Here is a 15,258-nt window from a genome sequence, read left to right as displayed (position 1 = left end):
TTTGAATTCATATTTCAAAAAAGCCTATATTAATTAGAGTCATTTAAAGTATTACGTTATGAAAGCGATTTATAGATTTGCCATTATTTGTGGTTTTTTAATATTGAGTTGCGCATCTTCAAAAACTATAGCAACTCCAGAACAAATTCAAGCCTTAGATGCCTTAGTAGAAGGGCAATCATTTACTATAAAATCGGATTGGGCATTCCCTCAATCTTCCAGCGGATTATTAGCACTTCAAAACTCGGGTTTATTAGCTCCAGGTGATGCTAATGCAAGTCGGTTTAGTTTAATGAGTAATCCCAATTATCTAAAATTATCTGGTGAAACTATTGATTCTTATTTGCCTTATTTTGGAGAGCGTCAAGTGGTTACCGATAGAAGTGGAAGTGGAGGTATCGAATTTAAAGAGACTATAAGAGATTATAAAGTGACTAAAAATGAGAACAATAGCTATACGTTAAAGTTTGGTGCTAAAAGTCATAATGAAAACTTTAGAGTCATTATTGAGATATTTCCAAATCTTAAAACGGAAATGATCTTGAAAGGAGCAAAGCGCTCCACTATAAGATATTCTGGGAAAATTACTCCAATTTCAGAATAGGTTTATTTCAGTAATTCATTGACATTAACTTTATACATTTTACCAATAGGGATTGTATAATCGTCGATATGAATTCTATTGCCTTCTATGCATGCTATCTGAGTTTTGGTAACAGCAAACGATTTATGAACTTGTAGGAATTCTTCAGAAGGTAGGACGTCTAACATATCCGAAATTTTCTCCCTAGTGCTAATCGTATCATTTGTCGTGACTACTTTTGTATAATTTACTGAAGCTTCAGTAAACAAAATTGTAGCTATATCGATTTGAATATAACTTTTGTTTTGCCTGAGAAATACTTGGTTTGTACTTGTGTTATTGTCTTCGGAAGACATATTCTTTGCAGGAGCATTTAAACCTATAACTTTATTGACGGCTTTTAAGAAACGCTCAAAGCTGAAAGGTTTTAGTAAATAATCTACTATACTAAGTTCATAACCTTCTAATGCGAATTCACTGTAGGCAGTGGTCACGATAACTTTTGGAGGAGAAGCCAAAGTTTTTAAAAATTTAAAAGGACACTTATAAGAAAGGAAAGCAGAGAGAAGGGCATACAGAACCATCATTAGCATTGGTAGAAAACCAAGACTATATCTATTATTCAAAAAGCACAATTCATATGTATAAGCTTCAAGAGGTTATTGGTGAAGACCATGTTAATATTGCTTTAAAGTAATTTCGTGAAGGCTGGAATACACATAACGGTAAATTAAAAACAGCTACAAAAGATATACGACAAGTAAAGATTTAATTAACTATTTAAGAGAAGTAACTCCAAATAAAAAGAAACATATAATTGGAGATTTGTTTGAAAGTATAGATTAATCTATATCTAATTCATCTTTAAGCTTATCTAATTTTTCTTTAGCCTTTATTAGCGTTTGTTTGTTATCATCATAGGATAATGTGATTTTAATATGGCAGTTGCTACACGTGAAATCTTTTCCTCTCATAATATTGCTAAAATCAAATTCAATTTGAGTTTTACATTCTGGGCATGGAATACTAGGCATTTTGCTTCAATTTTCATAAAGGTACAAATATCTAATCATCTAATTACAAGATTACTAAGTATTATTGTCAAGCATATCTCACTTTTTGTAATGAATGCTTATTAGTTTTTTTTGATAGGCATTTGTTCATTGCTAGAGTAGAAGCGGTATATTTAATATTTCAAATAATCATCACATCAAAAAAAAATTATGAAGCTAAAATGGTCAGTTTTAAATTTCACGCTATTACTAATTACGTCTATAACTGCTTTTGGACAAAGTAATGAAACCCAAAAATATTATAGACATTTAAGCTATAATCACGTCTCTCCATATATTGAATTTATTGGCACACATCAAATCGATAAAGCAACGGCACAAAATACATCACATTATGTGTTTAAAGAGAATGAAAAAGGGCAACTAATAGAGATCTTAAATAATCATTACCACACTGAAAGGGTTCATCCTTTGGCTTCTATTGGTGCTTATAAAACTGTAATCGACTATAATGATAATAGAGAGATTAGAACCTTTTATGATCCTAATGGAAAACGTATTTTAAATGATAGAGCTGTCTATAAAGAAGTGTATTATTTCGATTCAAAGCAGTTTAAAGACAAATTAGAGTTTTTTGATTTGAAAGATCAACCAATGGAATCTAATTGGAAAATCGCCCAATATCAATGGTCTAAAAAGAAGAAACTAATCATCGAAAAGCGTTTTAACCTAAAAGGAGAGCTCGTTAATATCTCACCTTACTTTGCGTTTGGAATTACAGGAATTAAGCTTAACAAAAATGGAACCCCTAAAGCACATTATAATTTAGATGAAAATTTAAAAGTTAAAAACAACGCTATTGGTGTTGCTTTGTATCAAGATACCTTTGATGCTAATGGCAATCATGTGAAGTTTAGTTACCATGATAAAGCTAATGCTTTAGTGATGAATCAATGGAATTACGCTATTGGAGAAAAAATATATGATGATACGGGAAATCAAATAGGCTTAAAACGATATGATGAAACAAATGCATTGTTAACTGATTTTCAAACACCTTCAAATGTAAAGACCACAATGAGTGCTATTGCTTCTGCCAAAGACTCTTTAGCAATTAAAAATAGAGCGTTGGGTTATTTAATTGGGCTTCAAAAATTGGATCCAAAACTAATGGGCGAGGTACTAAATGATAGTCTTAATAAGGTAACTATAGGCTACGATAGACAAACCAAGAAAGAGTATGCGAATCGAACCACACATGCGCAAATGATTGCGTTCGCAAATTCCTGGAACAAAGCTAATAACAAGTTCCCATTTAACCCAAACAATCAAGTGATTATTTTAGACATTTATAATCGTATAGCCAACGTAAAACTTGTTTCTGACAACTGGGTCGAATACCTTCATTTAATTAAATTAGACGGAAATTGGCAAATTATAAATTTGATATGGCAACATAAAGATATTGGTCGCTATCCAAAAGATTAATCTTTATAATTCTATATTCAGAAATCACCATTTTTTATACTAAATACTATGATTACTAAATTAAAACTACTCCTTTTTGCTTGTTTAATTTCTTTAGCATCTTCAGCACAAGACATTGAAAGTCCCACTAAACAGTTTTGGAACACTCTCAAATCACATTGTGGAAAAGCGTATCAAGGCCGTTTAGAATTGCCAAAAGAAGATAAAGACTTTGGAGGTAAACAACTAGTAATGCATGTTCGTAAATGCACAGAAACTGAAATTAAAATTCCCTTTTTTGTTGGAGAAGATAAATCAAGGACTTGGGTATTGAGTTATGAAAATGACCGCATTACATTAAAACATGATCATAGGCATGAAGATGGTACAGAAGACGACGTGAATTTTTATGGTGGAACAACTACTAATACAGGAAAAGCAGACCTGCAACTATTTCCGGCTGATGAACATACTCAAAAAATAATTCCAGCTGCTGCAACAAATGTATGGTGGATCACCATAAACGATACGACGTTTACCTATAATCTAAGACGTCTTGGTACTGACCGCGTTTTTAAAGTCGTAATGGACTTATCTGAAACAATCAAAATTCCGGATGCACCTTGGGGTTGGGAAGATTAATACAATTTTAGACTAATCAGAATAATTGTTTGATAGCGAAACGCCTCTTGTAAAAGAATAGTTTTTTTTTTAATTCTGGCATACATCTGCTTTAAGGGTAATCTCCTTAAATCGCTGCCAAATCTCATGATTAAAATCCTGAGGAGACAATCTAAATATGACGTTTGATCTGTTGGTGTCTTCACAATAATGTACTTTAACCTGTACATTTAAAGTCATCATAGCTTCAGAGGTAAAAGAATCATAGACTCGAATTTTTCCAATGTAGTCCACATTCATATTATCATTTTCGGCTTTGATAAAGAGCACTGTGGTTTCTGGAACTTCGAAATCCTTTTTCTTATTCACGGCTTTCATGAGTCCGTCATAATAGAATTTCACTTGTTGTTCCAAATCCTTTACTGTTAGCTTTTCAATGCGTTTTATATGCCATGCAAACAAGTAACACCAAAAGTCTTCATGTGTTTTATCTCTCCATTTTTTAGCAAATCGGAGATCTTCGTATCCTTCTTTATATTTGATTTCAGGGGCAAAGCCAATTGGGAATTTTATAACCTCTTTTAACCAAGTTGTGTCCGATTCTAAAACGCCGAGTGCTTTTTCTTCTTGTCCTAAAGCAATCATTGAACAAAGTAGAAATGCGATGGTAAGTATGCTGTTTTTCATGATTTAAAGTTATAAACTTAATTTAATTTCAAAACCAATTCCATCAGAAATAGCGCCATCTCTCATTTTGCTGTTGTAACTAACACCCCAAAGCATTCTATCAATTTTAAACTTAGTAGTCATTTCCTTATTTTTAAAATCTACTTCAGCATTAAATGACATAGGATTTGTGACACCTTTAATTGTTAAATCCGCAAATATTTTCATGTGAGTACTGTCATGATATTCTACTTTAGTAATGGCTAATCGTGCTGTTGAAAATTGTTCGACATCAAAAAACTCAGGATCTTTTAAATGGTTAACAAGACCATCGTTAGCTTCTTCAGTTTTAATATCCTCACACATGATACTTGTCATGTCAATTATAAATCTACCACCAGTAATAACATCATCAGTTTTAAGAAAATAACCTTCAATAAAACGTATCGTTCCATTATGTCCTCCAAAATAAAAGGCATATTCTCCAGACCATTTCAGTTCACTTTTGGAAGTGTCTATTTTAAGATATTCTTGGGTATAAGAGCTTGCGATTGAACAAATTGTGATTAATACTATTAAGATACGTGTTTTCATGTGTTTAATTTTTTGTTTTGATTTCTGATGTAAAACTAGAATCAGCACAAGTGAAAAGTGTCAAAAAAATGCAAAAGAAGTGTCAACAGTTGCAAAAAGTCCTGAAATATTATGTTATTTACATCAAATTATGAGAAAGCGACAATTTTATCTTATTAGCGGTGTGTTTGTTTTTCTGATTTTACTCAGTATGATATCATGCTCAAGTAAATCAGAAACCGACGATTCAGGAAAAATAAAAGTAGCATTACGCGAAGCGGGTAATCAATTATTGCTTAGACAACAAGATTCTACATCTATCATTTTACCTATTGTTGAAACAGAATCATTTGCTTATCAATTAGCATTTCAGAATGCACTATCATTTGAACCTAATGAGTTAGTGACTGTCATCGATAGTAGTTTTAATGTTGCTGCTTTATCTGAAAATTATCGTGTTGAAGTTATCCAATGCTCAGATGATGAAGTTGCCTATAGCTATGAAATGAATAAGGTGATGGAACGAACTATTATTCCTTGTGCTGGACGTTTTCTACCAGAAGGATGCTATACTGTTAAAGTTATTTTTTTAAATGAGAGTAGTGGATTCTTTAGTAATAGTAGTGCACTGGTCTATATTTTAATTGCTAGCTTTCTAATATTTTTAATTTATCACTTTAAAAAGAAAACAAAGTCTTCGGAAATTTCAAACGGAAGTTCCACAAGCTATTCTGAAATTGGCAGTTTTCAATTTTACCCTGAACAAAACAAACTTGTAAAAGCGGCAACAGAAATTAGTCTTTCAAAAAAGGAATGTGAACTCTTAACTATTTTTGTAGCCAATCCAAATCAAATCATCAAACGTGATGAACTCACAAAAAAAGTATGGGAAGATAATGGCGTTTTTGTTGGCAGAAGTTTGGATACTTATATTTCAAAATTGCGTAAAAAACTTCAAGATGATGATCGTATTAAAATCACCAATGCACATGGTGTTGGGTATAAATTAGAGATTAGTTAATCTCTAATTTCGGTTATTACCATTATTCTTATACTTTCTATAGCTCGTCCCTTTTGTACAAGCGCATTCACTAATACCTTGCAGAAAATCTATTCCTATAGTTATACTGTGTGTACCCGAATTAAATCCAGAAAGGTCATTCATAGTTAATTGATAAGAATAGGCAAAATAGAAGTTATTCTTCATGAAGCCTGCCATTGGTCCAATATTTAGAGGCTTTAAATATTGATCGTTTATAAAGCGATAAGAAGCACCTATCCAATAGTAATCTCCAGACCTATTAAACTTTCTGTATTTGAAATTGACATCGGTAGCCGAACGCCCATCACTATTAAACAATTGGAAAAACACAGAAGGTTCAAATTCAACATTTTTATTCTCCTTATTTGTAAATATATATCCAGTGTATGCTTGGTAATTCAGAAGTCTATTTGGTTCAAAACCATTAAAGTTTTCTATTTTTTTATCCAATATATTGTTCGCATTTAGACTAAAATAGAATCTATTAAATCGGTATAAAAGACCGACATCAAAATTGTGATTTGATATAGATCTATCATCAACAATACTTGGATCTACGATTGGTATGTCTTCAGTAGGTTGGAAGTTTTCGATATCTATTCTAAAACTATTGATGTTGTATGAAAGTCCAAAAGACAAATACTGCTTCGATGTATAATCCAAAATAATGTGATGCGCAAAAGAGAATTTTATTCCTTTCTGACGTGTATTTCCATTTCGATCATTATACATAGATATACCAACACCTGACTGATCTGCAATTCTGAAATCGGCATATAACGCCTGATTGTCTGGTGCATTTTTAATGCCAACCCATTGCGTAAGTCCGTTAGCTCTAACCTTCAAATTATCTCCAATACCAGCATAAGTAGGAGAAATCACAAAGTCATTATCTGCTAAGTATTGTGTCCATACAGGTAAATTTAATTCTTGCCCATAACTAAAAGCTGTAAAGGCGAAGAAAAGAATATATAGTATAAAATTTTTCATTTTGTAATCTGTTTTAATTCGTTAGTGGTATTACCTATAAAGGGTGAAATGTCCAACATACTCTTTATTAACTGTTGGATTATTAGGCCTAACTACATACCAATAATCACCTGTAGGAAGCTCTGTTCCTTTGTATCTACCATCCCAAAATTCACCTACACGATAGGTCGCTACTTTACGACCATATCTATCAAAAATATCGAATGTGAGATTTGGAAAATCTTCTACACAACCTGGCGACCAAGTATCGACAACACCATCACCATTAGGCGTGAAATAGTTTGGAATACAAGGGCCTAAAAGTTCTAGTTCAATTTCTGCCATTGCTTGACAACCACTACTATCTGTAACAATTACTGTATATACTCCAGATTCGGTTACGATGAAAACATTTGTTGTACCATAATCTTCACCATTAAATGAGAATTGATACTCTCCAGTACCACCAGCTGCATTTGCAATTATTTCGCCTTGTTCTCCGCCTTCAACTAATACTAATGATATAGGATCAAATGTTTCAATATCAAAGAATTCAGTGGTTTGAATACAACCATTGGTATGTCTAACATCGATATAGTGATCAGTTCCCGGAACTACATTTGTGAATATGTTACTTATTTGGTAAGCGCCTCCATCAAGAGAATAGTCTAATTGTGAAAGATCAGTTATACTGACATCAACGCTAACTGTAACTGTATTAAGTGTTACATTGTTTTCACATATATATTCAACCGCTACTATTGGGTTAATAGTCACAGGATCTGGGAATGTAATATTCCATTCGGTTTCACAGCCTTGTGCATCTCTTACATAAACGATATGATCGCCACCATTTAATCCTATAAAACTGAATTCTGTTTGTCCAGAAGCTCCAGTAATGTAAGTGCCATCATAATCATCTAGACTAACACTATAAGGTAAAGTTCCACCAGAAATATCAACGCTAAATTCACCATTGCCTTCACCTTCACAGGTTTCTTCAAATAACGAATTTGGTACAATACTTAGAATAACTTGAACAGGATCATTAATCGTAAAGTTGAAAATTTCATAGCAACCTAATACATCTTGAACAATAACATCATAATTTCCAGGGGCTAAGTTTTCAAAAATATTGGTTTCAAAAAATTGATCTAATTGAGGCGAAATCGCATATTTAATGATACCAGTACCACCTGTTGCATTGATCTCTAAAACGCCGTCATTGTTACCACTACATGTCACGTCAGTAACCGTAAAAGATATAGTTAAAGGCGCTGTAGGTTCTGTAATAGAAATAGGAGCAGATGCTATTTCACAATCTCCGCTTTCTACGAATACAACATAAGTTCCAACAACCAATTCGGTAAAGATACCTGGGCTATTTTGTGTTGCAGGAATTGTATTTCCTGACGTATCTTCCAAAGTGTAAATATAATTCCCTAAACCGCCTTGTGCAGTTGCTACTATAGATCCATTATTATCTCCAGCACAATTAATTGTCGGATTCATAGATTCCAAATTAATGTCTAAAGGAAGTAGTGGGTCGATTGTAATTTCATTTGACACGTTAGCGATACAACCATTGATGTCTCTCACATAATATTGATAAGTTCCAACTGGTACAGAAAATGTTGTTGAAGAACTAAACGATCCTAATATAGTTGTGAATGAACTATCATTACTATAGGTATATAATCCTGTTCCACCAGTTGCACTTAATGTAAGCGCAGATTCGGTTAAACAGGTTTGGTTTGTCGTTTTTACTAAAGTTGCTTGTATAGGACTAGGTTGAGCGATAACAATATCAACTGAAGTGAAGAAACATTCATTCCCATCACTGATAACTATAGAATACGTTCCAGCTCCTAAATCACCAAACATATTTGAAGTTTGCGGACCTGAAGAACTTGGCGTAGGCAAAATAGTATTTAGGGTATAGATGTATTCCGTTCCTTGACCACCAGTAACATTGCTTATCGTTATCGTAGCATTTTGACCTCCAAAACATGACAACAATGTTGTGCTAGGTGTAAATGTAGCATCTATTGGTGTTGGTTCAACTAGAAATATATTTACAGAAGCGATACAACCTTCGGCATCCATAACATTTACTGTATAATTTCCTGCAGATAAATCTGTAAATGTACCATCCGGTGAAAAAGCAACTGTTGCAGCTCCAGTCAATTCATATTCATAATCTCCCCATCCACCATTTGCAATAGCATTAATAGTGCCTTGACTATTATCACATGAGACATTAGATGTTTCTGTCGCTATTAATGTTAAGGCTTCAGCTGGTGAAGAAATAATTACCGTAGACGTTGCAGAACAAAATGGGCTTTCGGTTTCTGTAATCACTACTGAAAAAGTACCAGCAGACATTCCAGAGACTGTTATTGGGTTTGTTGATGTATTTGCATTTATGACACCAAAAACTGATGTTGAAGCAGTATCAAATACTTCATACGTATATGCGCCAGAATAACCACTTACATTAATTTCGAATGATCCTGAATTATCTCCAAAACACGTTACTGCTGTCGGAGTAGTAGTAAATGTTGGATTTACAGGTTCTTGTAAAGAAATGGTAACATCTTCTGTACAAGACGTCACTGTATCTGTTATTGTTACTGTATAAATTCCTGATGGAACACCAGTAAATACATTCCCACTTAATAATATAGAAGCTGGATTTGGACTAATACTATAGGTATACGATCCCGAACCTCCAGAACTTGTTAGTGTTATCTCACCATCATCATTGTTGCAAGATGGTAATGCTGTAACATTTGGTGTTATTTCTATTGGAGCTGAAATATCAACTGATACTAGATTTCCACAACCATTTGCATCTTGTATTTCAATGGTATGTGTTCCTGAAAATAGATTCGATATGCTAAATGGTGCTGTTTGCGTTTGAAAAGCGCCACCATCAATACTGAAACTGTATGGTGAAATACCAGCTGTATCTAAAGTCACATCGATTTCATAATTTCCTTCAGTTACTGTACATGTATTATTGACTACTGCTGAAATAACAGGTGTAGCATCCATTGGTAATACGACAACTGGACTAGATATGATACATCCGTAAGCATCTAAAACATGAACATAATAGTTTCCTGCATCTGCATTGAAAACACTTGCTGAAGCCCAATTCACATCTGAGGCCAATGGAGCAGAGGGCGTAGTCGTTATCTGATATTGATAAGGAGCAGTGCCATTTTGCGCTATGGCGCTTATAACTCCTGAATTAGCATTACAATTTGCATTTTGATCTACGGAAACCGCCAAGTCTAATAATATTGCAGATTCAGTAATATTGAAAGGTGTAGTTACAACACCACAACCTGAGTTAGAACCTGAAGTCTCACTAATTGAAACAAAATAATTACCGAAAGGTAAAGGTCCTAAGTTTGTTACTGAAAGCGTCCCATTTGCAGGAACGGTTCCAGAGCCAGTTACTCCAGTTGAAACTAAAGTTAATGAATCAAATATTTCATAATCAACATTTACTGCAGTTCCATAAGTACTATTAATTGTAAAAGACACATTGCCATCATCACTACCAGTACATGTTATATTATTTGAACTTACGGCACTTAGTGTTAAAGTTGAATTTGTAGGTATTGGAGCCGTGGCTGGTTCATAATAACTACAAAGCGTTGATGCATCATACACGATAAATGTATAAGTGACACCAGGAGTCAAACCATTGAAAGTTGCCGATTGACTACCAATTGAGTCTTCTGGAATCCATGATCCTAGAGGGTTAGGATACACAGATAATGGTCCTTGATAAATACTAAAAAAGAAAGGTCCAGCACTACTTAAAGTAGAACCTATACTCACAACAGCTTGTCCGCCAATAGCGCAATCAACAGTAGCCGTTACTAAAATATCTAAATCGGTAGGAGGAGAGGCGACAAGAACATCCTGATTTAACACAGAACAACCATTGCTATCTACCACGTTTATTTCATATAAACCAAAATCAACAACATTAAAACTTACTGATGTTGTTCCAGTGGTATTAAGTTCTGAGTTAGAATAACCGTTAGTTCCTGTTACAAAATAGTTATAAGGCGAAGTTCCGCCTGTCACCGAATTTATAATTATAGATCCTTGTGAAATACCACCAGCACCACAAGTGATATCAATAGTGTTATAATCAACTATAATAGGATCAGGTTCATTTATGGTAATTGTATCAGTAGCCTCACAAGAATTCGCATCTGTTAACGTAATAGTATACGTACCTGCTGTTAACCCAGAAGTTTGTGTTCCGTAATCTGTTCCAGTAGTATCGTTATTAACGTTTATTACAAAAGGAGGTGTTCCAACTGTTGTATCTATAGTGATGTCAATGGCGCCATTAGAATCTCCATTACATAAAACAGGTTGTGTTTGAGCTACAAGGGTCAAAACAGGAAGCGAAAGAGGTTCTATTGTTATCATGCTTGATTCTGCAGTACAACCATTAGCATCTGTAATTTCAAATTGATACATACCATCATTAGGTGTAGAATAAGTAAATGGTGTTCCAGTAGCTCCTAATGAAGTGTAAGTACTTCCATTTACAGATACAGCATATGTAAAAGGAGCAGTACCTGTAATAGTTCCAGTTATAATAGCATCTGGTGAAATAGTACAGTTTAAATCTTGAGTTAAAACAATATAAACCGCTGGTGTTGGAATTGGATCAATGGTATATGATTCATTGTACACACATTCATTTTCATCTCTAACTTGAAATGTATACGTGCCAGGCTCTAATCCAGAAAATGTATTTGAAGTTTGATATGGGGTTGCATTTGCCGCTGGTGCTATAATTTGATATTCTAAAATTCCTGTACCACCTGTTACTCCAGTTATAGTGACTGTAGTTGTATTTGACGGACAAGTTATAGGTGAATTGTCAAAAGTTAAATCTGTTGGAGGATTTAATGCATCTATGGCGATTTCATTGGTAATTGAGGTACAATCATTGGCATCCTTTATGGTAATTGTATAAGTTCCCGAAGTTAATCCAGTAAACGTATTACCAGCTTGAAAGTTTACACCATCAATGCTATAGGTAAATGGTGCGTCTCCTCCAGTAATTGTAGTTACTGTAATTGTTCCAGTTCCTGTACATGTAAAATCTGAGGTTAACTCGGCAGTACCTGAGATTGCAATATTCTCAACTATGGTAACTGTTTGAACAGTTGAACCACATATTGATGAACCAATTCCGTATTGAACTACGACATCATAATCACCTGCTGTAAGACCAGTAAAAATTGGTGAATTCACAAAAGTAGTTCCACCATCAATGCTGTACTCTAAATTGTTTCCGTTAGTAGCCGTTACATTTATAGTAATTGTTCCGGTATTTCCTAAACCACCACAAGATATATCTGTTGTTGCAATAGTAAACTCTGGTTCTGCTATTGCATCGACTGATATTGTTGTATTAGCGCTACAGTTATTAGAATCAATAACAATAATATCATATACTCCAGCTGAAGTCACTACAATTTCAGGTACCGTTTGGAAATCTGTAGAACCATTCACAAAATAGAAATATGGAGGTGTTCCTCCTTCAGGGTATACTGTGATTTCGCCATCTGTACAGGTTAACGGAATAGTAATCGCAGCTGTAACTGTTAATAATGGCGGTTCTATAATAGTAACATCTTCAGAATAGAAACAACCGTTTTCAGTTTCTACTGTAGCTGTATACGTTCCTGGATTTAAATTTTCAAATATATACGTATTCTCTAAAATTGGACCGACACTATTAACTAATGTTCCACCATCATATAAGGCATATGAATATTGAGGATCCACATCATTTGCTGCCAATTGAATACTACCTTTATCTCCATTACAGAGTGGTTGAAGGATGGTCGTCGAAACCGTAAAATCACGATCTCTAATTTGAACATCTGGTACTGTAAAGACACATGGATTTGTTGGAATACCAATTTGTCTAATATATACCGTATATGTTCCAGGAGTAGTTACAGTGAATACATTACTCGTTTGATAATTTGTACCATCCAAACTGTATTCGTAACCAGTTGGCACGTTATTTACGGTTATACTTCCAGGTGTTGTACAAATGATATCTGTAGCAATTACTGTTGCGTTTAATAAATTTTGATATACATTAAAATAAAACTGAACAAAGCAACCACCAGCAAAATTTATGGTTAGTCTAAACTGACCTGAAGTATTTGCTAAGAAATCTGGTCCAGTTCCTACTTCATTCCATGTGCATAAATCGTCTTCATTAGCACAATCTGGGTTGGAAACTGCAGCGCAGCTTGATTCATCTAGTTGTTCCCATATAATTGATGATGCTCCAGAAATATTTGTTTGAATAAATCTTGAATCGTTAGCTCCACATAAAAATATATTTGGTAATAATTTTCCATCGTTAGGGCAGGTGACAACTTCATCTGCATAAGGAATAACAGGGTTTTCAATAGTTCCACCGAAAACCTCTACAACATATACTTGTTGAATAGATTGACAAGGCGCAATAGCTGTGTTGGATGAATAATACGTTCCTGTATCTGTTACAGTAATCGTTTGTGTAGTTCCAATTATAGGAGTTCCTGTAGGACTTGTAGACCAAGAATATGAATCATAATCATTTGCGGCTGTTAAATCTACACTATCACCACATAATACAATATCCTCCGAAAACACACAATCGAGATCTGTTAAGAAATTTGTAGCTTGTGGTGATAATAGGCATCCTGTATTACTATTTAAACTTGGGTCATCAGAAATTTGAAATGTCGGATTATAGAATCCGTTATACGTTGCAAAAGCTTGATTATTAATAAGGTTTGAACATGCATCTGCTAGCTGATTACAAGTATCAACTACCTGTACTTCAATTCGGATTTCATATACAGGATCATTCTCTTCAACTAAATAATCTTCTATAGCAAAAATAATTTCTCTCGTTATAGGATTATAACTAGCAACAGTAACTCCTGGTGGAAGTACCAAATCAGCTGGGTAATTGAAAATAATATTTATAGGAAGAATGTCTCTAATTTGAAAATTAGTAGCATTATCGTTTCCTGTATTTTGAAAGCCAATGACATAATTTAATGAAGAGCCAAGACTAACTGTTTGACCACCGATATCATTTCCGGCATCGTCTTCTACAATTTTGGTGAGAACAATATTTGGTTCTATAATTTCTACAGCGAAGGCAAAGAAATATGGAAAATATGTGTCGCCACTAGTCTCTAATCGAATGATTCCAGAAGTAGCGTCGTTTGCAATTACAGAATTCCCTGGATTTGGAATTGCCATTACTCCAGTATCAAACCCTAAAGTATTTGAGCTATTTGGGACTCTGTTATTTACAGGGGTAGCATCCAATTGTGTTACCGAACTATTAAAAAAGTTAGCTACAGGACGATCAACAGTAGATAAACTCACACCATTAAGTCTTAAACGATCCCCTAAAATTGGGCTATCGCCTTCAAGTGTAGCAAAAGCGAAGTTGGCTCTTACAGGAGCGGGAGCAGGAACAGTTCTAAATCCATCAACTGGAATATCCAATGATGTATTATTTCCAGGTACACTAATCGCACTAAAGCCATCAAAACTGGTAATTGATTTTCCAGGTAAAGTTGGATCTTCATAAACAATAAAGAGTGACCATCCGGCCGATTGACCAGTGCCATTAAACGGATCAAACGTTGCCGTTTCTCCTAAGGCAGAAGACACGTTAGCAACGGTGTATGTTCCTAAATCTGAACCCGTAGGATAACTGGTTACGATAGAGGTTACATCAGCAAAGCATGCATATGAAAAACTATCGCCTCCATCTACAGTGGTTCCGTTGGCATCATAAATAATAGTTCCTTGAATATCATTATAAGTATCTGTAGGTCCTTTAAATTTTACTTCGGTGATTGGATCGTCTCCAGGATTCACAGCACCCCAATATAAACCAGCATATATAATTCTATAACAATTTGGATTCGGAATATCTAAATCCGCACTAGTAGAACTAAAGGTCGTAGCATCACCATCAATATCGATATATTGCATATCTACATTATGATTATATACTGAATTATCATTAAATGCATTATTATCTGGCCCAAGAATATTATTACCAATAAGTACGATATCACCTTTTAAATCCTGATTAAACCTTGGTGTAAATGGCTCATAATTTTGAGCATACGATTGTAGGCCTAAAAACAATAATGAAACAATGATTGTGATTCTAGAAAAAGTAGGTTTTTTCATGATACTTAATTTTTTTAATTCTATTTCCAGCTTGGGCAATGCTAAGAATA

The 15,258-nt window shown here is 34.2% G+C and carries 10 protein-coding genes; 4 read left to right on the top strand and 6 right to left on the bottom strand.

The annotated features are described in order from the left end of the window. Positions 1–58 precede the first annotated feature (58 nt). Positions 59–604: a DUF4251 domain-containing protein gene (locus tag V7719_RS16585; protein WP_335731066.1), complete on the top strand. Its 546-nt coding sequence runs from the start codon at positions 59–61 to the stop codon at positions 602–604. 2 nt (positions 605–606) lie between these two features. Here V7719_RS16585 and V7719_RS16580 read toward each other — a convergent pair whose 3' ends face one another. Together V7719_RS16580 and V7719_RS16575 are read right to left on the bottom strand one after the other, a co-directional pair. After that, positions 607–1,077, bottom strand: coding sequence for a LytR/AlgR family response regulator transcription factor (locus V7719_RS16580; RefSeq protein WP_335731065.1), 471 nt, complete (start codon positions 1,075–1,077; stop codon positions 607–609). Positions 1,078–1,425: 348 nt separating this feature from the next. Continuing rightward, entirely contained in the window at positions 1,426–1,617 is a 192-nt protein-coding gene (locus tag V7719_RS16575; protein ID WP_335731064.1) for a hypothetical protein, read from the bottom strand. A 189-nt stretch (positions 1,618–1,806) separates the two neighbouring features. Here V7719_RS16575 and V7719_RS16570 point away from each other — a divergent pair, with 189 nt between their 5' ends. Continuing rightward, positions 1,807–3,084 carry a nuclear transport factor 2 family protein gene (locus V7719_RS16570; RefSeq protein WP_335731063.1) on the top strand — a complete coding sequence of 426 codons (1,278 nt, stop codon included), beginning with the start codon at positions 1,807–1,809 and terminating at the stop codon, positions 3,082–3,084. A gap of 48 nt (positions 3,085–3,132) precedes the next feature. Further along, complete coding sequence (locus V7719_RS16565; protein ID WP_335731062.1) at positions 3,133–3,705, top strand: hypothetical protein; 573 nt, start codon at positions 3,133–3,135, stop codon at positions 3,703–3,705. Between the two features lie 69 nt (positions 3,706–3,774). Here V7719_RS16565 and V7719_RS16560 read toward each other — a convergent pair whose 3' ends face one another. Both V7719_RS16560 and V7719_RS16555 read right to left on the bottom strand, forming a co-directional pair. Next, positions 3,775–4,371 carry a hypothetical protein gene (locus V7719_RS16560; RefSeq protein WP_335731061.1) on the bottom strand — a complete coding sequence of 199 codons (597 nt, stop codon included), beginning with the start codon at positions 4,369–4,371 and terminating at the stop codon, positions 3,775–3,777. A gap of 9 nt (positions 4,372–4,380) precedes the next feature. Beyond that, entirely contained in the window at positions 4,381–4,944 is a 564-nt protein-coding gene (locus V7719_RS16555) for a YceI family protein (protein WP_335731060.1), read from the bottom strand. Positions 4,945–5,134: 190 nt separating this feature from the next. Here V7719_RS16555 and V7719_RS16550 point away from each other — a divergent pair, with 190 nt between their 5' ends. Continuing rightward, complete coding sequence (locus V7719_RS16550) at positions 5,135–5,944, top strand: winged helix-turn-helix domain-containing protein (RefSeq protein WP_335731059.1); 810 nt, start codon at positions 5,135–5,137, stop codon at positions 5,942–5,944. A 3-nt stretch (positions 5,945–5,947) separates the two neighbouring features. On the opposite strand, the gene V7719_RS16545 is transcribed toward V7719_RS16550, so the two are convergent. Both V7719_RS16545 and V7719_RS16540 read right to left on the bottom strand, forming a co-directional pair. Further along, positions 5,948–6,955 carry a PorP/SprF family type IX secretion system membrane protein gene (locus tag V7719_RS16545; protein WP_335731058.1) on the bottom strand — a complete coding sequence of 336 codons (1,008 nt, stop codon included), beginning with the start codon at positions 6,953–6,955 and terminating at the stop codon, positions 5,948–5,950. Between the two features lie 30 nt (positions 6,956–6,985). Beyond that, positions 6,986–15,208 carry a T9SS type B sorting domain-containing protein gene (locus V7719_RS16540; protein ID WP_335731057.1) on the bottom strand — a complete coding sequence of 2,741 codons (8,223 nt, stop codon included), beginning with the start codon at positions 15,206–15,208 and terminating at the stop codon, positions 6,986–6,988. Positions 15,209–15,258: the final 50 nt, after the last annotated feature.

Origin of the sequence: Psychroserpens sp., assembly GCF_036960315.1 — a bacterium.
Lineage (GTDB): Bacteria > Bacteroidota > Bacteroidia > Flavobacteriales > Flavobacteriaceae > Psychroserpens.
The sequence above is the reverse complement of the archived record's forward strand: the minus strand, read 5'-3'. Positions and strand labels throughout refer to the sequence as shown.